This is a genomic window from Nocardioides campestrisoli (genome assembly GCF_013624435.2).
In the GTDB taxonomy this organism is placed as follows: domain Bacteria; phylum Actinomycetota; class Actinomycetes; order Propionibacteriales; family Nocardioidaceae; genus Nocardioides; species Nocardioides campestrisoli.
This window is the reverse complement of the sequence record NZ_CP061768.1, coordinates 295,211-321,843: the sequence shown is the minus strand read 5'-3', so window position 1 is coordinate 321,843 and position 26,633 is coordinate 295,211. Positions and strand designations below refer to the sequence as shown.

At 72.3% G+C, this 26,633-nt stretch carries 24 protein-coding genes; 8 read left to right on the top strand and 16 right to left on the bottom strand.

Annotation, left to right across the window (positions count from 1 at the left end; all coding sequences use genetic code 11):
- Positions 1-10: 10 nt before the first annotated feature.
- Genes H8838_RS01555 through H8838_RS01535 form a run of 5 tightly spaced genes read left to right on the top strand, consistent with a single transcriptional unit; the run spans position 11 to position 3,952 of the window.
- A complete protein-coding gene (locus H8838_RS01555; RefSeq protein WP_181309843.1) occupies positions 11-397 on the top strand; it encodes a phage holin family protein in 387 nt (128 codons plus the stop codon).
- The gene (locus tag H8838_RS01550) at positions 397-939 is read left to right on the top strand and encodes a low molecular weight protein-tyrosine-phosphatase (protein ID WP_185995371.1); all 543 of its coding nucleotides are present in this window, start codon (positions 397-399) and stop codon (positions 937-939) included. Before H8838_RS01555 ends, H8838_RS01550 begins: the two co-directional genes overlap by 1 nt.
- Positions 936-1,814: a fructosamine kinase family protein gene (locus H8838_RS01545; protein WP_185995372.1), complete on the top strand. Its 879-nt coding sequence runs from the start codon at positions 936-938 to the stop codon at positions 1,812-1,814. The genes H8838_RS01550 and H8838_RS01545 overlap by 4 nt, the downstream gene beginning before the upstream one ends.
- Positions 1,815-1,868: 54 nt before the next feature.
- The gene (locus H8838_RS01540) at positions 1,869-2,573 is read left to right on the top strand and encodes a response regulator transcription factor (RefSeq protein WP_181309846.1); all 705 of its coding nucleotides are present in this window, start codon (positions 1,869-1,871) and stop codon (positions 2,571-2,573) included.
- Positions 2,570-3,952, top strand: coding sequence for a HAMP domain-containing sensor histidine kinase (locus tag H8838_RS01535; protein ID WP_181309847.1), 1,383 nt, complete (start codon positions 2,570-2,572; stop codon positions 3,950-3,952). Before H8838_RS01540 ends, H8838_RS01535 begins: the two co-directional genes overlap by 4 nt.
- Here the strand turns inward: H8838_RS01535 and H8838_RS01530 are convergent.
- From H8838_RS01530 to H8838_RS01500, 7 genes are all read right to left on the bottom strand, one after another.
- Positions 3,934-5,199 (bottom strand): anthranilate synthase component I family protein, encoded by a 1,266-nt coding sequence (locus H8838_RS01530; protein WP_224766318.1) that lies wholly within the window; start codon positions 5,197-5,199, stop codon positions 3,934-3,936. The genes H8838_RS01535 and H8838_RS01530 overlap by 19 nt on opposite strands.
- A 20-nt stretch (positions 5,200-5,219) precedes the next feature.
- Entirely contained in the window at positions 5,220-5,837 is a 618-nt protein-coding gene (locus H8838_RS01525; protein ID WP_185995374.1) for an anthranilate synthase component II, read from the bottom strand.
- The gene (locus H8838_RS01520) at positions 5,834-6,478 is read right to left on the bottom strand and encodes a NeuD/PglB/VioB family sugar acetyltransferase (protein ID WP_181309849.1); all 645 of its coding nucleotides are present in this window, start codon (positions 6,476-6,478) and stop codon (positions 5,834-5,836) included. The genes H8838_RS01525 and H8838_RS01520 overlap by 4 nt, the downstream gene beginning before the upstream one ends.
- Positions 6,471-7,106, bottom strand: coding sequence for a sugar transferase (locus H8838_RS01515; protein WP_181309850.1), 636 nt, complete (start codon positions 7,104-7,106; stop codon positions 6,471-6,473). Before H8838_RS01515 ends, H8838_RS01520 begins: the two co-directional genes overlap by 8 nt.
- Before the next feature lie 11 nt (positions 7,107-7,117).
- A complete protein-coding gene (locus H8838_RS01510) occupies positions 7,118-8,860 on the bottom strand; it encodes a sulfatase-like hydrolase/transferase (RefSeq protein WP_185995375.1) in 1,743 nt (580 codons plus the stop codon).
- 22 nt (positions 8,861-8,882) lie between these two features.
- Positions 8,883-9,992, bottom strand: coding sequence for an acyltransferase family protein (locus H8838_RS01505; protein WP_185995376.1), 1,110 nt, complete (start codon positions 9,990-9,992; stop codon positions 8,883-8,885).
- A gap of 130 nt (positions 9,993-10,122) precedes the next feature.
- Positions 10,123-12,057 carry an anthranilate synthase family protein gene (locus H8838_RS01500; RefSeq protein WP_181309853.1) on the bottom strand — a complete coding sequence of 645 codons (1,935 nt, stop codon included), beginning with the start codon at positions 12,055-12,057 and terminating at the stop codon, positions 10,123-10,125.
- Positions 12,058-12,181: 124 nt separating this feature from the next.
- Between H8838_RS01500 and H8838_RS01495 the strand changes: the two genes are divergently transcribed.
- The 3 genes from H8838_RS01495 to H8838_RS01485 are packed head-to-tail and all read left to right on the top strand — an operon-like array spanning position 12,182 to position 14,926.
- Entirely contained in the window at positions 12,182-12,319 is a 138-nt protein-coding gene (locus tag H8838_RS01495; protein ID WP_181309854.1) for a hypothetical protein, read from the top strand.
- Positions 12,316-13,671 (top strand): O-antigen ligase family protein, encoded by a 1,356-nt coding sequence (locus H8838_RS01490; RefSeq protein ID WP_181309855.1) that lies wholly within the window; start codon positions 12,316-12,318, stop codon positions 13,669-13,671. The genes H8838_RS01495 and H8838_RS01490 overlap by 4 nt, the downstream gene beginning before the upstream one ends.
- A gap of 10 nt (positions 13,672-13,681) precedes the next feature.
- Complete coding sequence (locus H8838_RS01485) at positions 13,682-14,926, top strand: glycosyltransferase family 4 protein (RefSeq protein WP_181309856.1); 1,245 nt, start codon at positions 13,682-13,684, stop codon at positions 14,924-14,926.
- A 20-nt stretch (positions 14,927-14,946) separates the two neighbouring features.
- On the opposite strand, the gene H8838_RS01480 is transcribed toward H8838_RS01485, so the two are convergent.
- From H8838_RS01480 to H8838_RS01440, 9 genes are read right to left on the bottom strand one after another with little or no spacing between them, the layout of a single operon-like run.
- Positions 14,947-16,122, bottom strand: a complete 1,176-nt coding sequence (locus H8838_RS01480) for a glycosyltransferase (RefSeq protein WP_185995377.1) — start codon at positions 16,120-16,122, stop codon at positions 14,947-14,949.
- On the bottom strand, positions 16,123-17,571 hold the full coding sequence (locus H8838_RS01475) for a lipopolysaccharide biosynthesis protein (RefSeq protein ID WP_185995378.1): 1,449 nt from the start codon (positions 17,569-17,571) through the stop codon (positions 16,123-16,125).
- Positions 17,572-18,984 (bottom strand): hypothetical protein, encoded by a 1,413-nt coding sequence (locus H8838_RS01470; RefSeq protein WP_181309859.1) that lies wholly within the window; start codon positions 18,982-18,984, stop codon positions 17,572-17,574.
- Positions 18,984-20,255 carry a glycosyltransferase gene (locus tag H8838_RS01465; RefSeq protein WP_185995379.1) on the bottom strand — a complete coding sequence of 424 codons (1,272 nt, stop codon included), beginning with the start codon at positions 20,253-20,255 and terminating at the stop codon, positions 18,984-18,986. The genes H8838_RS01470 and H8838_RS01465 overlap by 1 nt, the downstream gene beginning before the upstream one ends.
- Entirely contained in the window at positions 20,252-21,379 is a 1,128-nt protein-coding gene (gene wecB / locus H8838_RS01460; protein ID WP_181309861.1) for a non-hydrolyzing UDP-N-acetylglucosamine 2-epimerase, read from the bottom strand. Before wecB ends, H8838_RS01465 begins: the two co-directional genes overlap by 4 nt.
- Entirely contained in the window at positions 21,376-22,521 is a 1,146-nt protein-coding gene (locus H8838_RS01455; protein WP_185995380.1) for a polysaccharide biosynthesis C-terminal domain-containing protein, read from the bottom strand. Before H8838_RS01455 ends, wecB begins: the two co-directional genes overlap by 4 nt.
- Entirely contained in the window at positions 22,518-23,567 is a 1,050-nt protein-coding gene (locus H8838_RS01450) for an SDR family NAD(P)-dependent oxidoreductase (RefSeq protein WP_181309863.1), read from the bottom strand. The genes H8838_RS01455 and H8838_RS01450 overlap by 4 nt, the downstream gene beginning before the upstream one ends.
- The gene (locus H8838_RS01445) at positions 23,567-24,754 is read right to left on the bottom strand and encodes a DegT/DnrJ/EryC1/StrS family aminotransferase (protein ID WP_181309864.1); all 1,188 of its coding nucleotides are present in this window, start codon (positions 24,752-24,754) and stop codon (positions 23,567-23,569) included. Before H8838_RS01445 ends, H8838_RS01450 begins: the two co-directional genes overlap by 1 nt.
- Positions 24,751-26,589, bottom strand: coding sequence for a polysaccharide biosynthesis protein (locus H8838_RS01440; RefSeq protein WP_181309865.1), 1,839 nt, complete (start codon positions 26,587-26,589; stop codon positions 24,751-24,753). The genes H8838_RS01445 and H8838_RS01440 overlap by 4 nt, the downstream gene beginning before the upstream one ends.
- Positions 26,590-26,633 lie beyond the last annotated feature (44 nt).

Genomic DNA, 26,633 nt, shown 5'->3' with positions numbered 1-26,633 from the left:
GGTGAGGGGCATGCGTTTCCTCTCCTGGCTGATCGCCACCGCCCTCGCCGTCGCCGCCGCCGCGTGGCTCTTCGACGGCATCTCCTTCTCCGGCGCCTCGGAGCCCTTCTCCGCCGAGCTGCAGGACAAGATCGGCCCGCTGCTCGCGGTCTCGCTGATCTTCGGGGTGGTCAACATCCTGCTCGGCAACCTGCTCAAGCTGCTCTCGCTCCCGTTCATCGTGCTCACCCTCGGGCTCTTCCTGGTGGTGATCAACGCGCTGCTGCTGATGTTCACCGCGTGGATCGCCGACTCGATGGACCTGGGCTTCCACGTCGACGGCTTCTGGACGGCGGTCGGCGGGTCGATCGTGATCTCGGTGGTCGGCTGGTTCTTCGAGACCGTGCTGTCGGACTGATGGAGCGCGTCGCCCTTCCCCGTCCCCGCACGGCCGGCCGCTACCGGGTGGCCGTGGTCTGCCTCGGCAACATCTGCCGCTCCCCCATGGCCCACGTCGTCCTGGAGGCACGGGTGGCCGAGGCCGGGCTCGCCGACCGGGTCGAGGTGGTGAGCTCGGGCACGGCCGGGTGGCACGTGGGCAAGCCGATGGACCCGCGCGCCGCGGCCACCCTGTCCGCCGCCGGCTACGACCCCTCCCGGCACCGGGCCCGCCAGTTCGAGGCCGGCTGGTTCGACGACGTGGACCTGGTGCTGGTGATGGACGCGACCAACCGCAGCGACGTCCTCGCGCTGGCCGACCAGCCCGGCCACCCCGGCCAGGTGGCGATGTTCCGCGACTTCGACCCCGACGAGCCCGGCGCGGAGGTCCCGGACCCGTACTACGGTGGGGACGACGGCTTCCAGGAGGTGTTGGCCATGGTGGAGCGCAGCAGCTCGCGCCTCGTCGCCCTCCTCGCCGAGCAGCTGGCCGACGAGCCGGGCGGGCCGTCCGGAGGATGACCCGGCTGCCCGTGGTCGCCCGTCGCGCCGAGGCCCTCCTGGGCGCGGCGGTGGTCAGCACCGCGCCGGTGGCCGGCGGCGACGTCGCGATGGCCACCCGGCTCCGGCTCAACAACGGCAGCACCGCGCTGATCAAGACGCTGCCCCACCCGCCGGACGGCTTCTTCGCGGCCGAGGCGGCCGGGCTGCGGTGGCTGGGCGAGGTGCCCGACGGCGTCCCCGCCGCCGAGGTGCTGGCCGTCGACTGGGACTGCCTGATCCTGCGCTGGATCGAGCCCGGCCGTCCCTCCGTCGACGCCGCGGTCGACCTGGGTCGCCGGCTGGCCACCACGCACGCGGCCGGCGCCGTCGCGCACGGAGTCGGGCCAGAAGGCCCCGCGGGCCGTCGGACCAGCTACATCGGGCGGCTGCCGATGCCCAACAAGCCCGCGCCCACCTGGGCGGAGTTCTTCGCGACCCGCCGGATCCTGCCCTACCTCAAGCTGGCCAGCGACCGGCGCGCCATCGAGCCCGAGGACGCCCGCAGCATCGAGGCGCTGGTCGGCCGGCTGCCAGAGCTGGTGCCCGAGGAGCCACCGGCCCGGCTGCACGGCGACCTGTGGAACGGCAACGTCCTGTGGGGCCTGGACGGCAGCGCCCACCTGATCGACCCCGCGGCGCACGGCGGGCACCGGGAGACCGACCTGGCGATGCTCTCGCTCTTCGGCCTGCCGAACCTCCCCCGGGTGATCGCGGCGTACCAGGAGGTGAAGCCGCTCGAGCCCGGCTGGGAGGAGCGGCAGGGCCTGCACCAGCTCTTCCCGCTGCTGGTGCACGCGAGCATGTTCAACGGCGGGTACGGCGCCCGCGCCGGCGAGGTGGCGCGCCGCTACTGAGCGGGTGCGCTCCAGCCTGCGTGGCCCTGAGACCCTGCGTGGCACAGTGGTCGCGTGCAGAACCCCGCCCCCGCCCGGCCCCGCGTGCTCGTGGTCGACGACGACCGAGCCGTCCGCGAGTCGCTGCGCCGCTCGCTGGAGTTCAACGGGTACGACGTGGCTCTGGCCGGCGACGGGGCCGAGGCGCTCGCCGCCATCGCCACCGCCGCCCCGGACGCCGTGGTGATGGACGTGATGATGCCGCGGCTCGACGGCCTGGAGGCCACCCGGGCGCTGCGCGCCGCCGGCCACGACCTGCCGATCCTCGTGCTCACCGCCCGGGACGCCGTGGGCGACCGGGTCGAGGGCCTGGACGCCGGCGCCGACGACTACCTGACCAAGCCGTTCGCCCTCGAGGAGCTGCTCGCCCGGCTGCGCGCGCTGCTGCGCCGGGCCGCCCCGGCCGGCCCCGACGACGAGGAGACGCTCGTCTTCGGCGACCTCTCGATGGACCTGGCCACCCGCGAGGTCCGCCGCGGCACCCGGACCATCGACCTGACCCGCACCGAGTTCACCCTGCTGGAGATGTTCATGCGGCGCCCGCGCCGGGTGCTGGAGCGCTCCTTCATCCTCGAGGAGGTGTGGGGCTACGACTTCCCCACCAGCGCCAACTCGCTGGAGGTGTACGTCGGCTACCTGCGCCGCAAGACCGAGGCCGGCGGGGAGCCCCGGGTGATCCAGACGGTCCGCGGGATCGGCTACGTGCTGAAGGAATCATGACCGCGCGCCAGTGGGTGGTGAACCAGACCCTGCACTACCGCCGGTCGCTGGCCAGCCGGGTGGCGCTGCTGACCACCATGGCCGTCGGCGTGGCGATCGCCTTCATGGCGGCCGGCGCCTTCCTGACCGTGCGGATGCAGCTGCAGTCCAACCTCGACGAGTCGCTGCTCGACCGGGCGACCAAGGCGGCGTCGTACAGCGCCCTGGCGGAGATGACCGACCGGGCGGTCCCGCCGTGGATGCTCGGCGCCGCGGACGTGCGGATCGCCTTCCTGCGCTCGGACGGCCGGGTGATCACCGCCGGCAGCGACGGTCCGCGGGTGGCGCTCGGCGCCCCGGAGATGGCGGTCGCCGACGGCGCCGCCGCGGAGTCGGTGCGCACGATCCGGGCCCAGGGCGGGATCGACTACCGGGTCGCGGCGGTGCCTGCCGGGGCCGGCCAGGCGCTGGTCCTGCTCCAGCCGCTCACCGGCACCCAGCAGATCCTGCGCGGGGTCGGCACGGTGATGTCGATCTTCGGTGGCACCGGCGTGCTGGTCGCCGCCCTGGCCGGGTGGCTGGTCGCGCGCAACGGGCTGCGGCCGGTGCGCCGGTTCACCGGGGCGGTCGAGACGATCGCCCGCACCCAGGACCTGCGCCCGATGCGGGTCGAGGGCGACGACGAGATCGCCCGGCTGGCGATCGCCTTCAACGAGATGGTCCAGGCGCTCTCGGCCTCCCGGGACCGCGAGCGCCGGCTGGTCGCGGACGCCGGCCACGAGCTGCGTACGCCGCTGACCAGCCTGCGCACCAACCTGGACCTGCTCAGCCAGGCCGGCGACGGCCTGCCGGCGGAGGCGCGCGCCGAGCTGCTCGACGACGTCCGCGCCCAGATCGAGGAGCTCTCCACCCTGGTCGGCGACCTGGTCGAGCTGGCCCGCGACGAGCCGCTCTCGCACGTCATCTCCGAGTTCGACCTCGCCGAGGTGGTCGACCGCGCGGTCGCCCGGGTGCGTCGCCGCTCGTCGGCCCGGTTCGACGTGCGCACCGAGCCGTGGCGGGTGCGCGGCGAGGCCGGCGCCCTGGAGCGGGCGGTGACCAACCTGCTCGACAACGCCGCCAAGTGGAGCCCTCCGGAGGGGACCGTGACGGTCCGGCTGGAGTCGGGCGTGCTCACCGTCGACGACCAGGGGCCGGGGATCGCCGAGGAGGACCGGCCGCACGTCTTCGACCGGTTCTACCGCTCCGACGACGCCCGGGCGCTGCCCGGCTCCGGCCTGGGTCTCTCGATCGTGCGCCAGGCCGTCGAGCGGCACTCCGGGCAGGTCCGCGCCGACGAGGCTCCGGGCGGCGGGGCCCGACTGCTGATGTGGGTGCCCGGTCAGGCGCCGGAGGCCTGACCCGACTGCACCGCGGCCAGCAGCCGCTCCGCCTTCCAGGTGGCCTCGGCGTGCTCCTCGCCGACCTCGGAGTGCACGGTGATCCCGCCGCCGGTGCCGGCCGTCCACCCGTCGCCCGCGGAGGTCAGCGACCTGATCACCACCCCCAGATCGGCGCGGCCGTCGGCGGCCAGCCACCCGAACGCCCCGGCGTACGCCCCCCGCGGGGTGGCCTCGACCCCGTCGATGATCTCCATCGTCCGCCGCTTCGGGGCCCCGGTCATCGACCCGGCCGGGAAGAGAGCGCGCAGCGCCGCGACCGTGCTCACCTCCGGGCGCAGCCGGCCGCGCACGGTGGAGACCAGCTGGTGCACGGTCTCGTAGGACTCCACCTCCATCAGCGCCGGCACCTGGACCGACCCCGGCTCGCAGACCGTCGCCAGGTCGTTGCGCAGCAGGTCGACGATCATCAGGTTCTCCGCCCGGAACCGCGGCTCGGCGGCCAGGCGGCGGCGCTGCTCCTCGTCCTGCTCGGCGGTGGCGCCGCGCGGGGTGGTCCCCTTGATCGGGCGGGTCACCAGCTCGCGGCCGCCGGACCCGTCGGGGCGGACCAAGGCGTAGCGCTCCGGCGACGAGCTGAGCAGCCAGGCCTCCGCCCCCGGGACGTCGTGCTGGAGGAACCCGGCGTACGGCGCGGGGTTCAGCGCCCGCAGCCGCCGGTACGCCGCGACCGGGTCGACCGGCCCGGCCTCGTGCACCCGGTGGGTCAGGTTCACCTCGTAGGAGTTGCCGGCGTGCAGCTCCTCCTGCACCCGGGCGAACGCGGCGGCGTACTCCGCGGGCACCGCCGCGGGCACGGGTGCCGGCGGGGAGCCGGGGTGGGGCGTGCGCGGGGGGTGCTCGATCGACCGCACCCGGCTGGGCCGCATCCAGACGGCGTCCGGCAGCTCGGGGTCGGGCCGGGCCGGCAGGTCGCGGCGCGCGGCGTAGCCGAGGTAGCCGAACCACTGGGCGTCGGCCGGACCGGCGGCGAGCTCGGCCTCGAGCACCTCGAAGACGTCGGAGCCGACGACCTCCGACCCGGCACCGGTGTGCCGGCGGACCTCGCCGCTGGTGGCGGAGAAGGTGAGCGAGACGTCGTCCGGCTCCAGCCAGCCGAGCACGGAGCGCCGGCCCGACCACTCCCGGGCCCCGCCGCCGTCCAGCCAGAAGCAGCGGGGCGAGGCGCCGGCGACCCGGGCGAAGAGCTCCTCCTCGCCAACGCTCACGGAGTCGTTCACGGAGTCGTTCACGGGGCGGCCCGGAGGAAGTTGGCGACCAGGGCGGCGCCGTGCTCGGAGAGCACCGACTCGGGGTGGAACTGCACCCCGTGCCAGGGCAGGGTCCGGTGCCGCACCCCCATCACCGTGCCGTCCTCGGCCCGGGCGGTGACCGCGAGCGCGTCCGGCACCTCGGTGGCCGCCAGCGAGTGGTAGCGGACCGCCGCGAACCCCTGCGGCAGCCCGGTGAAGAGCCCGGCTCCGTCGTGCCGGACCCGGGTCACGGTCCCGTGCGCGGGAGGCACCCGGTCGACGGTCCCGCCGAGCGCGGTGACCATCCCCTGGAGCCCCAGGCAGACCCCGAGCACCGGCCGGCTCGCCGCCGCCAGCACCTCGCGGCCGACGGCGAAGTCCCGGAGCACCGACGGGTGCCCGGGGCCCGGGGAGAGGACGACGTGGCTGTGGGCCAGCACCTGCTCCGCGGTCGCCTCGTCGTGCTGGAGCACGGTGGGCAGCCGCCCGGTGACCTCCGCGACCAGGTGCACCAGGTTCCAGGTGTAGGAGTCGTGGTGGTCCACGACCACGACGTCCGGTCGGTCCACATCGACCGGGCTGAGGTGCGCCGACGGTGCGGCACCCCGGCTCATCGCGCCGGGATCCCCTTGACCACCACGCCGGGCGGCACGTCCTTGACCACGCACGCCGAGCCCCCGACCACCGAGCCACGCCCCACGGTCAGTCCGTTCAGCACCACCCCGGCGACCCCCACCAGCACCTCGTCCTCCAGCACGCAGTCCCCCGAGATGGAGGCGAGCGGGTTCGCGCTGACGTAGTCCCCGATCACGGTGTCGTGTCCGACGGTGGTGTTGAGGTTGAGGTGGACGTGTCTGCCGAGGCGGATGTTCGTGGTCAGCCGGACCCCGGCGCAGACCACCGAACCTGGACCGACGGTGACGTCGAACCCCGTCGTCACCGTCGGATGCACCAGGGTGGCGGGCTGGAGCCCGGCCGCGTCGAGTCGTTCGGCCACCGCACGCCGGACCGCCGGGCTGCCGATCCCGACGACGTAGTGGCTGGCCGTGACGCTGCCGGCATCCCGCTGGGCCAACAGGCTCTCCAGGGTCCCCAGGTAGGCGACGTCTCGGCGGGCCAGCAGCTCGAGGTTCTTCTCGGTGGGGCCGTCGTCTACCACTCCCACCACCTGCCAGGAGTCCGGCCCGATCGCGTCCACCACGTCGAGCACCTCGCGGCCGAAGCCGCCCGCGCCGACCACGACAAGTTCAGGCATGCCCCGACACCTCCGAGACCTGCGTCGGCCCGCCCGTGAACTCGCTCATCGTCGCCTCGCCGTCCGCCGAGATGCCGTCACGGCGCAGCACTCCGGAGACCGTGCGCAGCAGGATCTTCAGGTCGAGCATCAGGCTGCGCCCGTCGACGTACTCCACGTCCTTCGCGAACTTCGCGTCCCAGCCGATCGCGTTGCGGCCACTCACCTGCGCCAGGCCGGTGACGCCGGGGCGCACCTCGTGCCGTCGGCGTTGCTCCGGGGAGTAGCGGTCGAGGTAGCGCACGAGCAGCGGTCGCGGTCCGACCAGGCTCATGTCGCCGCGCACCACGTTCCACAGCGTCGGGAGCTCGTCCAGGCTGGTCGCGCGCAGGAACGAGCCGAACGGCGTCATCCGCTGCTCGTCGGTCACCAGGCCGCGGGCCTCGTCCGGCTCGAGCATGGTGCGGAACTTCACGAGCTCGAAGACTCGCTCGTCCTTGCCCGGGCGCGGTTGGCGGAAGAGCACGGGAGATCCCAGCCGCGTGCGCACCAGGACTGCGATCAGCAGCTGCGCGGGCAGGGAGGCGACGAGAGCGACGCCGCCGACCACCAGGTCGATCGCGCGCTTGAACGGGTCGTAGGCCTTCACGGGCCAGGAGTCTAGGACGTCGGAGTGCCGGTCAGCCGCCGGCAGCGGGCGGGCACCGGGGCGTCGCCGGTGACGCCGGTGCAGCGGTCGAAGTCCCGCAGCCGGCGCATCAGGTCACGCTGGAGCCCGGCGTACTTGCGGACGCCGTACTTGTTCTTCTTCTCCCACGGGTGCTTGTCGTAGGGGTAGAGCTCGTAGCCGTGCCGCACGCTGTCCGGTGAGGGGTCCAGGTCGGAGCGCACCAGCAGAGCCTCGCGCGAGCGGACCGCCACGAAGCTCGGGATCCGCATCAGCTCGCCACCGGTGAACGCCCGGTCGGGATCGCCGCCGGCGGTGCCGGTGGTGTGCTCGAAGAAGACGTGGTCGCCGGTGGGGGCCGTGCGGTCGGCCAGGCTCGGGACCAGCGAGCGCCCGGACCGATAGGGCGCCGGGGTCAGGCCGGCCAGCTCCTCGAAGGTGGGCGCGAGGTCGAGGTTGCTGGTCAGCCCCTGCCGTTGCCCGGGGGCGACGCCGGGGCCGGTGACCAGCAGCGGCACCCGCACGTCGGTGTCGTACGCCGTGCCCTTGCCCATCCCCAGCCCCAGCTGGCCGAGGTGGAAGCCGTTGTCGGAGGTGAGGACCACCAGGGTGTCCTCGTCGACGGCCCGCAGGATCCGGCTGACCGTCCGGTCGATCGACTGCACCATCCGGGCGCGGTCGCGCAGCCGGGCGGTCGCCCCGCCCGCAGCCAGGGGGCGCATGGTGTTCCAGGCCCGGGCGCGCTTGCCGGCGCGGGTCCGCGGCACGTTGTCGCGACGGTTGTCGCCGAACCCGGGCAGGTCCTTCACGGTCAGCGAGGAGCAGGCGACCCGGCCGCAGTCGCCGCCCGCCTTCCGCCCGCCCGGACGGTCGCGGAAGGCCGCCGGGAAGACCGGGTCGCCGGGGTAGGCGCCCTCCGGGTTGACCCGGTTGTGCGGGGCGTACGGGGCGACCTGCAGGAAGTAGGGGTCCGCGGAGCCGCGCTGGCCGGCGATGAAGTCGAGCGCGTAGTCCTCGACCACCTGCCCGGCGTACGCCGCGTCGAGCACCGCCGTCGGCGACCCGGCGGGCGGGGCCGGGTGGGAGCGCACCCGCAGCGCCCCGTCGACCAGCGCGGTGCTGTCGAAGCCCCACCCGTCGTACGCCGACCCGAAGAGGACGTGGAACTGCGACCAGCCCGGCGGCACCGGCGGGGCGTCCCGCACCCCGGGCACGTACTCGAACTCGTTGAGGTACTTGCCGACGAACGCGGTCGTGTAGCCGGTCTGCTGGAGCCGCACGTTGACGCTGCGCGGGCCGTTGCCGTAGCGGGCGAAGGCCGGGTAGCCGCCGTACGGCAGGAGGCCTTCGGAGGTGTTGGTGCGCACCCCCGTCTGGTGCGGGTACTGCCCCGTCATCAGGCTGGCGCGGGAGACGCAGCACAGCGAGTCGACGACGAAGTGGTCGTAGCCCGCGCCGGTCCGGCTCATCCGGCGGGCGCTGCGCATCGTGGGCAGCAGGTCCATGGAGAAGTCGTCCATCAGGACCATCACGATGTCGGGGCGGGACCCGGCCAGGTCGGGCTGGGGGGTCTGGCCCGGCCGGTCCCGCTGGACCTGCGGGGCCGACTCGCGCGGGACCGGCCGCGGCGTGGTCTCCTCGCCGACCGCCGCGGTGCAGCCGCAGAGCAGCGCCCAGGCGGCCAGCAGCGTGCCCACGGCCCGCGCCCGTGCGCCGACCCCTCCAGATCCGTCCACGGCGTCCTCCCCCGGCTCGCACTCAGACTAGGGACGCCTGGGGGCCACCGCCGGTCGTCTCGGCCACGACGGCGCGTCGCGCACCCCGACGCGGCCGGACCAGCCGGTCCTTGAGGGCCAGCGCCGGCTTCTCCACCAGGTGCCAGGACGCGAAGGCCAGCACGCCGGTGATCGCGGTGACCAGGACCAGGTTCACCGCCAACGACTCCGGCGCCACGGTGCGGCTCACCACCTGCTGCACCGGGAAGGCCCACAGGTAGAGGCCGTAGGAGACGTCACCGAAGCGGGCGGTCCGACGCAGGTAGGGGGTGCTCGCCAGGCCGAGAGTGAGCACCACGTAGGGCACCGCGACCCACGCCACGTCGGCATGCCACTCCGGCACGGTCGCGGTGACCAGCAGGAAGGCGGCGGTGACCAGCACCGCGACGTCGGCGCGGAAGAGACCGGCGTACCGCTCGTGCAGGACCCGCATCAGCGCCCCACCGGCGAAGAACGCCCACATCGGGGCGGCGTTGTTGAGCGGCGTCCCCCAGATGATGATGTCCTCCTCGACCGGCACCTGCGCCAGCTGGAGGCAGTAGAGGGCGGCCGCGACCAGCACGATCGCCCGCAGGCGGCGCGGGACCAGGAGCAGGAGCGGCACCAGCAGGTAGCAGGCGAACTCCACCGGCAGCGACCACAGCGAGCCGTTGACCGCGATCGGGTACGGGCCGTCGAGGAAGACGCCGGGCAGGTCGTGCTGGAGCCGCATCGCGATGTTGCCCAGGTAGTCCCAGGTCCGCGGGTCGTCGAAGTACTCCGCGCGGGTGAGGCTGGTGAACCAGGGGCCGAGCACGAAGACGGTGGTGAGCACCACCACGACGAGCGCCGGGAAGATCCGCAGCGACCTGGCCACCAGGTAGGTGACGGGGTTGCGGGTGCGGTTCCAGCTGGCCGCGATCAGGTAGCCGCTGATCGCGAAGAAGAGCGTCAGCCCCAGCGTCTGCACCGGGTAGCCGGCCACCACCGGCACGGGCACCGGCAGCGCCATCAGCGCGTAGGCGTGGCCGAAGATGACCAGGAGCGCTCCGACGAGCCGGAGCCCGTCGAGGTTGTTGGACCGCGGACCAGGCCGGAGGTCGACTGACGACACGTGACGGAGCTCTCTTCAGGTACGGGGATCTGGCGACGGCAGCGCCCGCGCGCGCAGGCGCACGGGCTGTCGAGGCGCGGACAGCCTAAGCGGCCGGAATGGGGCGTGTTCGTGGAACCGCGGGATGCGCTCAGGTCAGCAGGTCGGCCACGATCTCGTTGATCAGGTCGTAGCCGCGCTCGGTGAGGATCGACTCCGCGTGGAACTGGATGCCGCGGAAGTGCGGACCGCGGACCGCGTGCACGTCCCCGGTCCCGGGGTCGGTCTCCACGCTCACCCCGTCCGGCAGGCCGGTGTCACCGGGACGGGCGACGAAGGTGTTGTAGAACCCGACCCGCTCGGCCCGGCCGTCGACGTCGACCAGGGCCTGCGTGCCCTGGAAGACGATGTCCTTGAAGGCCAGCGGGATGCCCAGCCGGTCGCAGAGGGTCTGGTGGCCCAGGCACACCGCGAGGAACTTCTGCTCGCGGGACAGGAGGCGCTCCACCGCGGCCCGGAACCGGGCGATCTTCGGGTCGGACCCGTCGCGGGGGTCGCCAGGGCCGGGACCCACGATCACCAGGTCGTAGTCGTCCAGGCACCCCTCGACGTACGCCTCGTGCCGCACCACCTCGCTGGTCATGCCCATCACCCCGAGCAGGTGGCGCAGCATGTTGACGAAGTCGTCCTCGCCGTCGAGGATCCCGACGCGCTTGCCGGCCAGCGCGGGGTCGGGCGTGGCACCCGCCTGGTCGGTCAGCCAGAACGTGGACAGCCGGCGGTTGCGCGACTGCAGGGCGATCAGCACGTCCTCGTCGCGGGTCAGGTCGGCCAGGCCTTCCGCAGGAGCGCCGGCGCCGGGCACCAGGCCCAGCGCCGAGAGCACGCCCCCGGCCTTGGCGTGGGTCTCCGCCACCTCGTACGCCGGGTCGCTGTCTCGCACCAGCGTCGCACCGGCGGTGACCTTCAGCCGGCCCTCGAGGTCGACGTCGACGGTGCGGATCACGATCGGACTGTCCGCGGTGGGCGCCCCGGTCTCGTCGCGCCCGAGCAGGGCGAGCGCCGCGCCGTAGTAGCCGCGTCCCTCAGCCTCGTAGGTCTTGATCAACCGGCAGGCGTTCTCCACCGGGCTGCCGGTCACGGTCGCGGCGAACATCGTGTCGCGCAGGATCTCGCGCACGTCGCGGCGCGAGCGCCCGGCCAGCAGGTACTCGGTGTGCACCAGGTGGGTCATCGGCTTGAGGAACGGGCCCAGCACCATGCCGCCCTCGTGGCACAGGTCGCACATCATCTTGAGTTCTTCGTCGACGACCATGAAGAGCTCGTAGATCTCCTTCTCGTCGCGCAGGAAGTCGAGCAGCGCGGGCTTCATCTCGGCCGCGCTCCGGCTGCCCACCCGGAAGGTGCCCGAGATCGGGTTCATCCGCACGTCGCCGCCGTGGACGCTGACGTGCCGCTCCGGACTCGCCCCGATCAGGTAGCGGTCGCCGGTGAAGAACAGGAAGGTCCAGTAGGCGCCGCGCTCGCGGTCCAGCAGGCGGCGGAATACGGTGAGCGCCTTCTCGGCGTCCCAGTCGGCGACCAAGGCGCGGTAGTGCCGGCCGATCACCAGGTTGGCGCCCTCGCCCTGGCCGATCTCGTCGCGGATGATCGCCTCGGCGATCTGCGCGTACTCCTCGTCGGAGGTCTCGAAGCCGCCCGGGTCGGTGAACTCGACCCCGGTGTCCTCGATCGCCGCCAGCACGTCGGCCACCGCGTGCCGCTGCTCGGTCTCGACGTCGACCACCACCAGCGGGGCGCCGTCGTCGTGCGCCTCGAAGCCTCGCTCGCGCACCTGCCGGAACGGGACGGCCAGGAGCCGGTCGAACCGACGGCCCTCGGACGGCACGCCCTCCTCGAGGGGCACGTCGAGCAGGGAGTCGACCTCGCTGCGTCCGCCGCCGACGAAGGTCACCACGTCCGGGTCGCCGGGCTCACGTCGGGACAGGCGCAGCAACGCCCACGCCTGGTGCCCCTGGAGCTCGGTGAGCGAGGCTCGGACAGCCTGGACTCGTGCCGCGTCCGGGGCGAGGGTGGACTCGTTCATGCCACGAACCCTAGTTCGCGTGCTGCCGCGTGCCCCACTGTGTCCCACCGGGCGATCCGGAGCCCCATACACTGAGGCGCCCCGACCTCTGAGGGCCTTCGACCCACACCCATCAAGGAGCACCATGGCCATCCCTGCCGTCGCCGTGCGGCTGGCCACCAAGCCGGCCTGGCCCACCTGCGTCGACCGGGTGTCGCAGCCGAGCGTCCGCTCCGCTCCGATCATGCCCGCCCGCCGGGTTGCCCAGGACGGCGACGAGTGAGCGAAGCAGGACAACGGGCTCTGGCCCGCACCGGCACCGCCCGGGCCCTGCACCTCCTGGACCGCGTCCACGCCTGGCGCGCCCGCCGGTCACCGGCAGCGGTCGGAACTCCCCAGGCCCTTGCCTGGATGGTCGCCATCGCGACGCTCTTCGTCCTGATGAGCAACCCGCTGGTCCTGCTCCCGAACTTCTTCGCCGCGCTGGACCGGGCCATCGACGTCACCTGGGTGATCTGCCTGGTGACGCTCCCGTGGCTGAGGCTTCCGCTGGTCTCGATACCGGTCGGCCTCTTCATGGCCTTCGCCGGGTTGACCACGCTGTGGTCGATCAGCGAGGTGGAGACGCGGGGCTCCACCCAGATGTATGTGCACATCGCCCTGATCGCACTCCTGGCCGCCGCCAACACCCGCACCGCCGTGCTGTGCCACGGTGTCACCCTCGGCGGTGTCGCGGTAGTGGTGCTGAGCTACTGGGCCCAGCTCACCGGGCGCATGCCCCCTACCGAGGATGGCTTCCTGGCGGGTATCGGGACCAACCGCAACATCCTTGCCTACACGCTGGTGCTCGCCCTGTGCTTCGCGCTGGCAGCGGTCCCGCGGAGCACCTGGGGACGCGTCCTGTGGGGACTCAGCCTGGCGACCATCCTTCTCGGCATCTACCTCGCCGGTTCTGGTACTGCGACCGCCGCGGCCCCGGCGCTGATCCTGGTCGCGCTCGCGCTGCGCCTGAGTCGTCGGCAGATCGGCTCCTCGACCCTCCCGCGGCTCTCCCGGCGGGGATGGACGGCCGTCTGGTCGGTCCTCCTGCTGGCCTCTGCCACGCTCTCCGTCCGTCCCGACCTTCTGGGCCGCCTGCTCGGCCGGGACAGCACCACCCTCTCGGGCCGGGTGCCGTTCTGGCGGGCGACGTTGGAGGAGCTCGACGACCGGGTCCTGCAGGGCTACGGCTGGGGCACGGTCTGGCCCCACCCGTGGCAGCCCGCCTGGCCCAACAACGTCTTCGACCGGATCTACTTCAATGCCGGCTACCAGCTCACGCACGGCCACAACTCGCTGATCGATCTGGCTCCCCAGGTCGGCCTGATCGGCATCCTGGCGTACCTCACGATCATGGCCGGCGGGCTTCGGGCCACCCTCCTGGTCTTCCGGTCCCCGCAGCCCGGTCCTGACGACGAGGTGACCGCACGGCTCGCTGTGCTCGCCGTCCTCGGGCTGGTGCTCTGCGGGATCACCGAACCGCTCTCCACGATCCCGCTCGGCTGGTTCTGCCTGGTGATGGTGGCCGGGGTCGCGGCCCGCACGGCTCGCGAGGTCAGGGCGGCCCGACGGGAGGGCGAACTCGCCAGCACCTAGGGTGAGGCCCGTGCACATCGGCTTCGTCACGCAGTGGTTCCCGCCCGAGCCGGCGATCGTGCCGTTCTCCATCGCCTCGGACCTGGCGGCCCTCGGCCACCGGGTCGACGTAGTCACGGGCTTCCCCAACTACCCGACCGGGAGGCTCGCGCCGGGCTACCCGGTGCGCCCCTACCGTCGCGAGAGTCCGGCTCCCGGAGTCACGGTGCACCGCGCCCCGCTCTATCCCAGCCACGGCCGGGCGGCTGTGCCCCGGGCCCTCAACTACCTGTCCTTCGCGGCCGGCGCCTCGGTGGTGGCGAGGGCCGCCGTGGGGCGTCCCGATGTCTGGCTGGTCTATTCCTCGCCGGCGACCGCGGCCATCCCTGCGGTGAGGATGCTGCGAGTCCGCCGGGCGCCGATCTTCCTGCTGATCCAGGATCTGTGGCCCGACAGCGTCACCGACTCGGGGTTCGTCGGAGGACGTGCCGGAGAGATCGCCGAGCGGTCGCTGAGCTCGTTCTGCCAGTGGACCTATCGGCACGCTGCTGGGGTGGGCGTGATCTCGCCGGGCATGCGGGAAGTGCTCGAGACCCGTGGCGTTCCTGCCGACCGGATCCACTACACCCCCAACTGGATCGACGACTCTCATCTGCTGCCCGAGCTGGACCGGGACGCGCTCGACCGGAAGGCGCTCGGTCTCCCCGAAGGACCCACCTGGATGTACGCCGGGAACCTCGGCGAGCTGCAGGGGCTCCAGACGCTGGTCGAGGCGTTCGCGCAGCGGCCGCGCGCCCACCTGGTGCTGCTCGGCGACGGGGTGGCCCGCGAGGACCTCGTGGCGCAGGCGGAGCGGCTCGGCGCCACGAACGTGATCTTCCTGCCCCGGGTCCCCACCGAGGAGGTCGGCGCCTACCTGGCCGCCTCCGACGCCCAGGTGGTGTCGCTCCAGGACTCGCCGCTGCTGCGGGTCACCATGCCCAGCAAGGTGCAGGCCGCGATGGCCGCCGGACGCCCGATCCTCTCCCACGCCGCGGGTGATGCCGCCGAGGTGGTCACCGGCGCCGGTGCCGGCTGGTCGGCGGCACCGGGCGACGTGGCCAGCGTGCTCGCCGCCATCGACGCTGGTCTCGCCGCGACCTCCGAGGAGCTCCGGACCCGGGGGCGCGCGGCGCGGGACAGCTTCGAGACGCACTACTCGCCGGCGGTCGGCCCGCAGCGCCTGGCCGCGGCACTGGAAGCCGCCATGACGCTCGGCCCAGCCGGTCGTCGCTAGGCCGATTCGCGCCGCCACGGTCACGGGTGCTGCTCGAGCAGCTCCACGAGGGACGGCGGCTGGGTCAGCCCGGCCACGTACTCCCGCGCTCGCTCGGACCACAGTGCGTGCGTCCGGTCGTCCATCTCCGCGAACGAGTCGACTGCCTCGGCGACCCGCTCGACTGACGCGCAGTCCGGCACGGTGAGAACCACCCCCGCGCCCGCCTCCCCGACCGGGGTCCACGGCGTGGTGTCGGTGACCAGCACCGGGCAGCCCGCCCGCAGCGCCTCGCCGAGGGCGTGCCCGAAGTTCTCCCCGCGGGTGAGCAGGGCGAACAGGTGGGCCCCGCCGAGCTCGGCCTCGACCTCGTCGGGCGGCAGCGCACCGGCCAGCTCCACCGTGACGTGCTCGGGGAGCGCAGCGATCGCGTCCTCCACCTGGGCCGCGTAGTCCGCGTCCTCGACGAGGCCGAGCAGCCGCAGGTGCACCGGCCGGCGGACGGCGGCCAGGCCGCGCACCAGGTCCACGGTGCCCTTGACCGGGGCGATCCGCCCCACCGAGACCATCCGCAGCCCCTCTGCCAGCGGCGGGCGCGCCCCACGGGCCCGGGAGCCGGCGCCGCGCAGGCGCTCGGGCGCCACCGCCACGGCCGCGCCGGGGAAGGCGCGGCGCACGTCGTCGCCCTCGTGGTCGGAGCTGACCACCCACAGCACGTTGGCGTCGCGACCCCCGTTGCTGCTGCGGCCCACGCGCCGCCACCAGCCGGCCCGGGCCAGCAGGCCCAGCCACAGGCGCTTCTGCCGGCTGCCACCCAGGACCAGCGCGGAGGAGGCGAGCTCGCCGCGTGGGCTGATGACGACCTGCCCGCGGAACCGGGTCAGCGCCAGGAAGAGCAGCGGCACGATCGTGTGCGTCTTGGACATCAGGGAGTTGAACTGCACCACGTCGGCGGAGTGCAGCAGCCGCAGCGCCCGCCACCAGGTGCCTGCGGTGCCACGGCCGGGCGGCGGCAGGTAGGTGACGGAGGCGGCGCCGACCTGCACCGTGTCTCGGTACGGCGCGGGGTAGGGGGCGCTCTCGCCCAGGTCGCGGTCGGAGGTGACCACGTGCACCTCGTGGCCGGCGAGGCCCTCGACGACCCCCATGATTCCGGGGACCGGACCGCCGGCCTTGTGCGCCGGGTAGTACGCCGGCGCGGCGATGACCACGCGCACTCAGACCACCGCCCCGGGCTCGGGGGCGCCGGCACCGCGGGTGCGCGGGCGCAGGGTGCTGAGCACCCGGTGCCCGAGCAGGACGCCGGCCACGGTGGCCAGCAGGCCCCGGCTCAGCACCGCCTCGAGGCCGGTGACCGGGAGCAGGGCCCCGGCCAGGCACCCTGCCAGCGCCACCAGCAGCGCCGGCAGCACCGGCAGCTCGTGCCAGCGCAGATCGCTGACCCGGCGGGCCAGGGTCCGGGTGAAGGCATAGAGCAGCACGTAGGTGACGACGTAGCCGATCGCAACCCCGACCAGGCCCCAGGCGCGGGTGGCGATCACCGAGGCGCCCGCCCCCAGCAGCAGCGCGGACGGGCTGGCCAGCGCCAGTCCGGCGGTGCGTCCCGAGGCGACCACCGGCTGGGAATGGGCCAGGTATACCGCCGCCAGCGGGGCGGTCAGCGAGACGAGGGCGGCGACCGGGACCAGGCTCTCGACGTCGAAGCTCGCAGGGACCAGGAACCGCAGCAGCAGCGGGGAGGTCGCTGCCACGCCGGTCGCGGCCAGCCCGGCAATCCAGGTGACCACCCGGGCGGTCTCGGAGAGCTGTCCCCCGCGCTCCTCCTCGGGGGCCCGCAGGATGATCGGGGTCCAGGCGTAGCTCAGAGCGCTGGTCACGATGAGCGTCACGGTGCCGAGGTAGACCGCGACCTGAGCCTGGCCGCCGGCGGCCCGACCGAGCACGCTGCCTGCGGTCAGCACCGCGACGCCCGTGGCGCTGCCGGTGGCGAACTGGTGAGGCACCACCGGCAGGCCGATGCGCAGGTTCTCCCGCAGCACCGGCCAGCTCACCACGAAACGTCCGCTGCGACGGACCCGTGCCAGCCCGAGGAGCTCCACCACCAGCACGGTCGCCCCGAGACCGCACAAGTAGGCCACCGCACCGGAGTCGGTGACGGCGACGGTGAGCAGGCCGGCCGCCGGCGCCACGAGCGCGACGCCGAAGGCGAGGGCGACGTAGAACCAGCTGTCCTCGTGGGCCAGCGCCCAGGCCTGGCACATCGCCACGCCCGCGCCGAGCCCGCCGGCCACCAGGGCCAGCAGCGCCGCCGTCGGCAGCGAGTCGGCGAGCACGTCCCCCAGGACCCAGCCGCAACCCGCCAGCACCAGCGTCAGGGCCAGCGAGAGCGCGGCTCCGGCTCCGGTGACGCCGCGGGCTCGGGCCGCCGCCTCTGGCCCGGGACCGGCGAGCACGGCATACCGGGTGATCGCGACCGGCAGGCCGAGGGCGAAGAGACCAAGCGCCCACTGCATCACGGTCACCGCGATCGACACCTCTCCGTACGCCTCGACCCCGAGCGAGCGGGTCAGCAGGGGCGTGACGGCGACCCCGGCGAGCATCGGGGCTGCGCTGCCGAGGGTGTAGATCGACCCGCGCCCGATCAGGCGGCGGCTGGCCTCGGCCACTCAGGCCCCCCGGTGCCGTGGCCGGAACCGGCCGGTCCGCAGCAGCAGCCAGGCCGCCGTCACCACGACGAAGCCGATCGCCAGCTCACCGCCTTGGAAGAGCTGGTTGTTGGCCGGGAGGTAGAAGACCAGGATGCACAGGTGGAAGGCGACTCCGCAGGCCAGCGGGTCGCGGCGCACCAGTGTGTCGCGCCAGGCCAGTCCGAAGCCGAAGCCGATCAGCCCCATCAGCGGCACCACCCCGTAGAAGCTCAGGTCGGAGGCGGGGTGGATGAAGAACGTCGACCAGGTCATCCCGTCGGGCCAGCCGGCCTCGGTGAGCTTGCCGGCGTAGGTGCGCTCCTTGACTTCCTCCTCGCGGTCCGCCTGCCCGGCGACCCGCACCAGGTTGTGCCGGTAGAACTCCGAGAAGCCCAGCCCCCAGGTCGGCTCGAACCGCATGTCCATCGCCATCGCCAGGCCCCGGTACCCGTGGGTGAGGTAGCTCGAGAGCAGCAGCGCCTCGCCGTGCAGGGGCGTGGGGGTCAAGGTCATCAGCAGGTGGCCCTCACGCACGTCCCCGACCCCCTGCAGTGCGTTGAGCGACATCGCGTCGTCCACGTCCTTGGCCTTCACCCGTCCCTCGGAGGACTGGTCCTCCGCGACCCGGCTGTTCATGGTCGAGACGTAGTAGCCCAGGAAGAGCCCGGCCACCAGCACGATGCCGACGGCGGACCTCGCCGCGCGGCGCCGCTCGCGCGAGCGGAGCGAGGAGACCAGCAGCAGCACCAGGAAGAGGATGACGTAGGCGCAGATGTCCGCGACGCCCTTGTTGACGCCCTGAGAGACCGTCAGGGCGACGGAGAGCACGAGGCAGGTCGCGCCGGCGACCTTCGCGGCCCGGGTGAGCCGGGGCCAGAAGAAGAGAGTCAGCGGCAGGATGAGGATGGTGAGCGGGCCGGCGAGGATCTTGAGGTAGAACGCCAGGCCGCTGGTGAGCGACTCGGCGTCCTTCGCCCTTTCGTAGGCGGCGCCGGCGTCGGTCAGGCCGGTGATCACGTCGGGGTACCAGCGGCCGGTGGAGGCGTGCACGACCGGCAGGTAGAGCACCAGGAACGCCAGGCTGGCCACGAGCAGCAGGCCGGAGGCCGGGAGTGCCGCGGGCTCGGCGTCCGCAGGGTCGCCGTCGGCCGAGATCGCCGCGGGGGGTCGGGTCGAACGGCGAACGGCGAGCACGTAGCCGCCGACCAGCGCCGCGAGGCAGAGCCCGACGAAACCGAACACCTTCACCGGGGAGTCGATCTTCCAGTCGATCGGCCCGATCAGGGCCCACAGCACGCTGGCGGCGAAGAAGCCGGCGCTGAGCGCCAGCGGCACGTAGCGGGTGAACCCCTCGAACCTGAACAGAAGCGGCACGTCACGGTCGGCGTACATCAGCGGCACCTCGCAGCCAGGTCGAGGATCCGGCGTGCCTGGACGTTCTCGTTCTTCTCGCCCAGCACGAAGTCGCGCCCGGCGCAGCCCTGCTCGTGCAGGTCGGCGGGGTCGCGCGCCAGCTCGGTGGCCAGTGCGCGGGCCACCCCCTCGGGTCCGGGAACGTCGATCGTGGAGACGTGGGCGTAGTACTCCTGCGGCATCCCGGGCAGCCGAGTGGTGAGCACAGGGGTGCCCGAGGCCAGGTACTCCATGTTCTTGGAGGGGAAGGAGAGCGCGGTGAACTCCGACTCGACGGGGCGGGGGTTGACCAGCAGCCACATCCGCTGCTCCTCGGCTACCACCTCCTCCATCGGGGCGGTGCCGCGGTACTCGATGCCTGGGTGCGTCTCGGCGAGACCGCGCAACTCGGCGGCGTAGTCCCCGTTGCCGTAGACCACGAGCCGCGCCCCCAGGCTCTGGGCCACCCCGGAGTCCAGGAAGCCCCGGACCAGGTCCTGCAGCCCGTACTCGACCCGGAGCGCTCCGGCGTAGAGCACCGTCGGCTCGTCGGTCTTCTCCCCCAGCAGGTTGGGTGCCTGCTCCATCCGAGAGTCGACCAGCCCCTCCATCACGATGTGCGGGCGACCGTCCCGGTTGACCACCGGGCCCATCTGCTCGGTGAGCAGCACAAAGCCGTCGACGCCGGAATAGACCCGCGGCAGCACCGCGCGCGCCAGCCGGTGAACCGGGCTGCGGGAGTGGCCGCTGGCGTCGGAGACGTCGGCCATGAACGAGTAGACGTCGCAGAAGATCGCGATCCGGGGAATGCCGCGGCCGGCGAGCAGGACACCCGGCAGCGCCGAGACGTAGGCGCCGTCGACGACCAGGAGCCGCTCCGCGGCGTTCCGGGTGCGCCACCGCCAGGCCAGCGTGCCCAGGGTCAGGGAGAGTGCCAGCCACAGCTGCTTCAGCACGCGCACGTTGGGGAAGGCGCGGTGGTCCACGCAGAGCCCGGTGCCGCGGCCTTCCACCACCCGCGGCCACCAGCCGCCGCGGTAGAAGAGCGGGGTGGCGCTGCGCCCGACCAGGGAGTGCACCCGGGCGCCGGCGTCGAGGAGCCCGCGCTGCACCAGGCTGTGGAACTTGAAGCCGGACTCCGGCATCCCGTAGGTGACCTCCTGCACGTCGGGGAGGCGGGCGCGCTTCATCGCCGCGAACTGGGCAGGGGAGGCCACCGAGGAGACGTAGAGGACCTCCGTGCCGCCGCGTGCCTGCCGGCTCCTCCTCACCGGGTCTCGGCCTCCCAGGTGCGGATCCCGAGCCAGCTCTCGTAGCGACGGTGCGTCGAGAGGATGAAGTTGACGGTACGCCGCGCGCAGTCGCCGATCTGGTAGTCGGCCGGCACCTCGGTCTCCGCCAGGCCCGAGGTCATGAAGCGGACCGCCTCCACGACGTTGTCGGGATCCAGGTCTGTCATCGGGATCGAGGCGGTGTCCAGCGCCTCGGGCCGCTCGATGGAGTTGCGCAGTGTGACGGCGGGGAAGCCGAGCAGCGAGGACTCCTCGGCGATGGTGCCGGAGTCCGACAGCACGCAGAAGCTGTTCTTCTGCAGCTGGTTGTAGTCCAGGAAGCCGAGCGGCTCGTGAAAGGTGATCCCTTCCACCTGGCGTCCCAGCGCGTCGAGGCGCTTGCGGGTCCGGGGGTGGGTGGAGACCAGCACCGGATGGCCGAACTCGCCCACCGTGCGCTCGAGGCAGTCCAGCAGGGCGTGCAGCCGGTCGGGGTTGTCGACGTTCTCCTCGCGGTGGGCGCTGACCAGGACGTACGCCCCGGCCGTGAGACCCAGCTTGTCCAGGGCGTCGGAGGCGTCGATCTGGTCTGCGTGCGCGGCCAGCACCTCCTTCATCGGGGAGCCGGTCTTGAGGATCTTGCGTGGGTGCAGGCCCTCGGCCAGCAGGTTGCGGCGCGCGTGCTCGGTGTAGACGAGGTTGAAGTCGGCGACGTGGTCGACCAGCCGCCGGTTGGTCTCCTCCGGCACGTTCTCGTCGAAGCAGCGGTTGCCCGCCTCCATGTGGTACACGGGGATCCGCATCCGCTTGGCGATCACCGCCGACAGGCAGGAGTTGGTGTCGCCCAGCACCAGCAGCGCGTCGGGTCGCTCGGCGATCAGCACCTCCTCGGTTTTGATCAGCACCTCGCCCAGGACCCGGCCCAGGCTGCTGGTGTCGACACCGAGGTAGTGGTCGGGGGCGCGCAGCCCCAGCTCTGTGAAGAAGACCTCGTTGAGGGTGTAGTCGTAGTTCTGGCCGGTGTGCACCAGAACGTGGTCGACGTGCTGGTCCAGCAACTTGATCACCGCCGAGAGTCGGATGATCTCAGGGCGGGTGCCCACGACGGTCATGACCTTGGTCATCGCTGCTGCTCCTTGGTGCCTACCGGCTCCGGTGTGGTGTCGGGCGCCTCGGGGTCGAAGAGGGTGTCGGTCCAGAAGAGCGTGGTCAGCGTCGAGTCCCCGACGTTGGTGATGTTGTGCGCCCACATGGTCGGCATGTCGATGGCCACCGGCTGGTCGCCGGTCACCTTGAACTCCACCACGTCGTCGGTGAACATCCGGCGCAGCGCGATCACCGCCTCGCCCTCCAGCACGACGAACCGCTCCACCTTGTGCAAGTGGTAGTGCTCGCCCCGGGTGACGCCGGGCACGGTCGTGGAGACGAACGTCTGGCCGCCCCGCCCGTGCGCCCGGACCGTCTCGACCAGCCGACCGCGCTGGTCCGCGCGCGGGGTGAGCGCGATCGGGCCGCGCTCGGGGAAGAGGCGGGCCCGGTAGGTGTTGAACAGGTCGCGGGACAGGGTGCTGGAGATGTCGGGCACGTCGCCGGTCTCGGGGTAGAGAGCGTGGAAGCCGAGCAGCGTGTCGAGCACCTCGACCACCGAGGTCTCCTCGGTGGCCAGCTCGACCTCCGCGCCCGGCCGCTCGGCGGCCAGGACCAGTCCGGCCGCAGCGCCCTGGGCGTGCAGCAGGCCGATCTCGCGGTCCTGGACCTGCGGGGTCTCGCCGCGCACCACCGCGTCCACGAAGGTGGCCACGAAGGAGTTGTACGCCGGCCGGCCGTGCTCCCCGAAGAGGTTGGGCAGCAGCACGTCGCTGAACGCGCCGCCGGCGCGCTCCGCTGCCGCGGCCAGCACGCCGGCCGCCCGCTCCTTGCCCTCAGCGTACGGCGAGCCGTTGCCGACCTGGACCGAGTTGGCGAAGACCACCACAGGTCCGTCGGAGGAAGGCGTCCGGGCCTCGAGGGCCGCAGCCACGTCGCGGGCCAGGCGCTCGTTCCCGTCGACCAGGTCCTGCGGATCGGCCCGGTTGATGCCGGCCAGGTGGTAGACCACGTCGGCGTCGGCGACCAGCTCGGGCAGCCGGTGCCAGTCCGCGCGGCCGACCGCGGTGACCTGGTGGTCGGTGGTGGAGTGGAGACGGCACCGCAGGTGCCAGCCCAGGAAGCCGTCGCCTCCGGTGACGAGGACCTTCTTGGGCACGCCCGAGCTCTCCGCGCTCATCCGACGAGGGCCGGGTCACCGGCCAGCTCGGGGATGGTGCGGAGCAGGTCGCGGGTCTCGTCCACCGAGAGCCCGGGCACCGAGTCGGAGGCGTAGTCGACGCTGTCGTCGATCTCCTCCTCGCCCTCGGAGAAGTACTTCTCGTACTGCAGGCCGCGGGTGTCCAGCGGGATCCGGAAGTAGTCGCCCTGGTCCTCGGCCTTGGCCAGCTCCTCCCGGGTCAGCAGCGTCTCGTGCAGCTTCTCGCCGTGCCGAGTGCCGATGTGCACCATCTCCGGGTCCTCGACGCCGAAGAGCTCGGCGACCGCCCGCGCGAGGGTGTCGACGGTCGCGGCAGGCGCCTTCTTGACGAAGAGATCACCGGGGTTGGCGTGCGCGAACGCGTGCTTCACCAGGTCGACCGAGTCGGCCAGCGACATCAGGAAGCGGGTCATCCGCGGATCGGTGATGGTGAGCGGCCGGCCCCTCTTGAGCATCTCGATGAAGGCCGGGATGACCGAGCCGCGCGAGTACATGACGTTGCCGTAGCGGGTCACCGAGACCGTCAGTTCGGAGTCCGGGTGGTTGCGCGCGTAGGCCTGCGCGGTCTTCTCCATCAGCGCCTTGGACATGCCCATCGCGTTGACCGGGTAGACGGCCTTGTCGGTGCTCAGCAGCACCACCGACTGCACGTCGGCCTCGGCGCAGGCGTTGATCACGTTGTGGCTGCCGTTGATGTTCGTCTTCACGGCCTGCTCGGGAAAGAACTCGCACGAGGGGACCTGCTTGAGTGCGGCGGCGTGGAAGACGAAGTCCGCGTCGCTGACCGCTGTACGGACCGAGTCCAGGTCGCGGACGTCGCCGAGGAAGAAGCGCATCCGCTCGTCGTTCGTCCGACGACGCATCTCGTCCTGCTTGGCCTCGTCGCGGCTGAAGATGTTGATCCGGGTCGCACCCTCCTCCAGCAGGTGCCGTGCCATCACGGAACCGAACGAGCCGGTACCTCCGGTGATGGTGACGACCTTGCCGGCCACGGCGGATTCGATCGAGGGGTGCTGGCTGGTCATCAAAGTCTCCTAGCGGGGGACAGTGCGTCGGCCGGCGCGCCGGCGGTGGACAAGAAGGAGGCGATCGCATCGGCGACGCGGTCGAACTGCTGGTCGCTCAACACCGAGCCGCTGGGCAGCGAGAGGCCGGTACGGAAGAGTCGTTCGGAGACGCCGGAGGTGTAGGCCGGGCAGTCGGCGAAGACGGGCTGGAGGTGCATCGGTTTCCACAGCGGACGCGCCTCGATGTCCAGTGCGGCCAGGTGCTCCCGCAGCTGGTCGGCGTGCCAGCCCGCCTCGTCGGCGTCGACCACCACCGAGGTGAGCCAGTAGTTGTCGTGCTCGTCCTCGCTCACCGTCCGGCCGGTTTCCTGACCCAGCACCTCGACCCCTGCGACCGGCGCGAAGAGGTCGGCGTACCGGTCCCGCCACCCGCGACGCCGCTCCATCATCTTCGGCAGCCGCGCCAGCTGGGCCCGGCCCAGCGCGGCCAGGAGGTTCGACATCCGGTAGTTGTAGCCGATGTCGACGTGCTCGTAGTGAACGACCGGCTGACGCGCCTGGGTGGCCAGGTAGCGGATCCGCGCCGCCAGCCCAGGGTCGTCGCAGACGAGCGCGCCGCCTCCGGAGGTCGTCATGATCTTGTTCCCGTTGAACGAGACGATCGCCGCGATGCCGTCCTGGCCGGCGCGCCGACCGGCGCGGACTGCCCCGAGGGACTCCGCGGCATCGACGATCAGCGGGATGCCGTGGCGCGCTGCCACCTCGGCGATCGCGGCGTGGTCTGCGATCCGGCCGAGCAGGTCGACCGGGACGATGGCCGAGACACGTGCACCCTGGGCGAGCTGGTCCGCCACGGCCTTCTCGAGCAGGATCGGGTCGACGTTGCCGGTGGCGTCGGAGTCCACGAAGACCGGGGTGGCGCCGGTGTAGGTGATCGCGTTGGCGGTCGCGGCGAACGTCATGCTGGAGGTGATGACCACGGAACCCGGCTCCACACCCAGGGCCAGCAGGGAGAGGTGCAGCGCCGCGGTGCCCGAGGAGAGCGCCACCGCGCAGGACCGTCCGGTCGCGACCGCGATCTCCTCCTCGAACGCGTCGACGTCAGGGCCGAGTGGGGCCACCCAGCCCGAGCGGAGGGCGCGCACCAGGGCCGCCTCCTCCTCCGGACCGACATCGGGTGAGGACAGGTGGATCCGTTCGCTCACAGCTCTCCTCGTTCGGGTTCGGTCGCGGCTACAGGCACAGTTACAGACGCGGGCACAGAGACAGGCCTCAGCAGCCCGCGGATGCTCGACAGCCCGTCCAGCGCGTCCAGCCCGTCCAGCCCGGCGGGCGCGACCGGCGGGACCGGGACCGTGCGGACCATGGGGTGGTCGGTCGCCGAGGCCACCTCGTCGTCGCTGAACAGCACCTCGTGCAGCTTTTCGCCAGGCCGCAGACCGGTGAAGACGATCTCCACCTTCTGGGCGCCAGAGTGTCGGATCATCCGCTTCGCGACGTCGAGGATCCGCACGGGAGAGCCCATCTCCAGCACCATGACCTCCCCGGCGCCGCCCATCGAACCCGCCTGGATGACCAGCTCGCACGCCTCCGGAATGGTCATGAAGTACCGAGTGACCTCGGGGTGGGTCACCGTCACCGGCCCCCCGGCTGCGATCTGCGCGTTGAACGTGTGCAGCATCGATCCCCGGGAGCCGAGCACGTTGCCGAACCGCACGCTCATGTAGGGCCGACCGGTCTCCTGGGCGTGCCACGCGGTCAGTCGCTCAGCCAGCCGCTTGGTGGCACCCAGAACGCTGGTGGCGTCCGCCGCCTTGTCCGTCGAGACGTTGACGAAGCGCTCCACACCGAACTCCGCGGACAGGTTGAGCAGGTTGAGCGTGCCCAGCACGTTGGTCTTCCAGCCCTCGGCGGGGAACCGCTCCAGCATGGGCAGGTGCTTGAGGGCAGCTGCGTGGAATACCACCTCTGGCCGGTGCTCCTCGAAGACCGAGCGCAGGCTCTCGGCGTCCCGGATGTCCACCAGCACGGTGTCCGGTCCGTCGAGCAGTCCATGACCGTGCACGGCCAGCTGGACGCCGTGCAACGCCGACTCGTCCCGGTCGAGCATGACCAAGGAACCCGGCCCGAAGTGGTGGACCTGCCTGGTGAGCTCCGAGCCGATGGAGCCGCCGGCACCAGTGATCAGGACTCGCTTGCCGGTCAGGTAGCCCGCGATCGACGTCAGGTCCGTGGTGACCTGGTGGCGACCCAGGACATCACCGATCTCCACCGGTCGGATGGCGCTGGCATCGACGCCGCTCCCCAGCAGGTCAGCCACTCTGGGCAGGACGTAGAAGTCCAGCCCGCGGCTGGCAACCTGGTCCTGGACCTTGCCGATGAAGTCTCCGGTCGCCTGCGGGATCGCCAGGATGACCGCGCGAGCACCGACCTCTTCAGCCGCCTCGGCGATGGCTTCGCCGGTCCCCAGCACAGGGACCCCCTGGATGCGGAGGTTCCGCTTGCCCGGGTTGTCATCCAGGAAGCCGACAACCCGCAGATCGAGGCCGGGCCGACGTTCGGCGCGCAACAGCTGCAACACCTGGCGGCCGGCGTCGCCGGCGCCGTAGACCAGCACCGGGCGCGCGGTGTCCACTCCCTGGGGATCTCCGGAGCGGATGCGAAGCGAGCGGTAGTACCACCGGCCGGCCGCGGCCAGCAGCAGGGCAACCGGCGGGACCAGCACCGGAATGCTGCGGGGCAGGGTCTCGTTGACCATGGGCGTCGACACCAGTGCGAGGACTGCGACGATCCCCACGTGCACGGCAAGACCCGCGGCTTCGTCGAAGGAGCCCACCAGGAACCGACCCCGGTAGAACTTCGTGAAGTATCCCACCACGACGAGAAGCAGGGAGCTGGTCACCCAGTAGAACAGGACCGACTCCCACTGGACCTCGCTGATGCTGAAGTCGTGGCGAACCCCCAGCACCACCGCGGTGGCCAGGGACCAGCAGAGGATGTCGAAAGCAGCGAGCATCCCGCGCCTCACCCATGGCGTCATGCGGTCCTGCCCCCTCGTGCGACGACGTGCCTCTCCCGTGGACA

Bases quoted from the DNA above. Each gene is read 5' to 3' on its own strand.
- H8838_RS01555 (WP_181309843.1), top strand. From the start codon at position 11: ATGCGTTTCCTCTCCTGGCTGATCGCCACCGCCCTCGCCGTCGCCGCC.
- H8838_RS01550 (WP_185995371.1), top strand. From the start codon at position 397: ATGGAGCGCGTCGCCCTTCCCCGTCCCCGCACGGCCGGCCGCTACCGG.
- H8838_RS01545 (WP_185995372.1), top strand. From the start codon at position 936: ATGACCCGGCTGCCCGTGGTCGCCCGTCGCGCCGAGGCCCTCCTGGGC.
- H8838_RS01535 (WP_181309847.1), top strand. From the start codon at position 2,570: ATGACCGCGCGCCAGTGGGTGGTGAACCAGACCCTGCACTACCGCCGG.
- H8838_RS01525 (WP_185995374.1), bottom strand. From the start codon at position 5,837: ATGAGCCGGGGTGCCGCACCGTCGGCGCACCTCAGCCCGGTCGATGTG.
- H8838_RS01520 (WP_181309849.1), bottom strand. From the start codon at position 6,478: ATGCCTGAACTTGTCGTGGTCGGCGCGGGCGGCTTCGGCCGCGAGGTG.
- H8838_RS01500 (WP_181309853.1), bottom strand. From the start codon at position 12,057: ATGAACGAGTCCACCCTCGCCCCGGACGCGGCACGAGTCCAGGCTGTC.
- H8838_RS01495 (WP_181309854.1), top strand. From the start codon at position 12,182: ATGGCCATCCCTGCCGTCGCCGTGCGGCTGGCCACCAAGCCGGCCTGG.
- H8838_RS01470 (WP_181309859.1), bottom strand. From the start codon at position 18,984: ATGTACGCCGACCGTGACGTGCCGCTTCTGTTCAGGTTCGAGGGGTTC.
- wecB (WP_181309861.1), bottom strand. From the start codon at position 21,379: ATGACCAAGGTCATGACCGTCGTGGGCACCCGCCCTGAGATCATCCGA.
- H8838_RS01455 (WP_185995380.1), bottom strand. From the start codon at position 22,521: ATGAGCGCGGAGAGCTCGGGCGTGCCCAAGAAGGTCCTCGTCACCGGA.
- H8838_RS01450 (WP_181309863.1), bottom strand. From the start codon at position 23,567: ATGACCAGCCAGCACCCCTCGATCGAATCCGCCGTGGCCGGCAAGGTC.
- H8838_RS01440 (WP_181309865.1), bottom strand. From the start codon at position 26,589: ATGACGCCATGGGTGAGGCGCGGGATGCTCGCTGCTTTCGACATCCTC.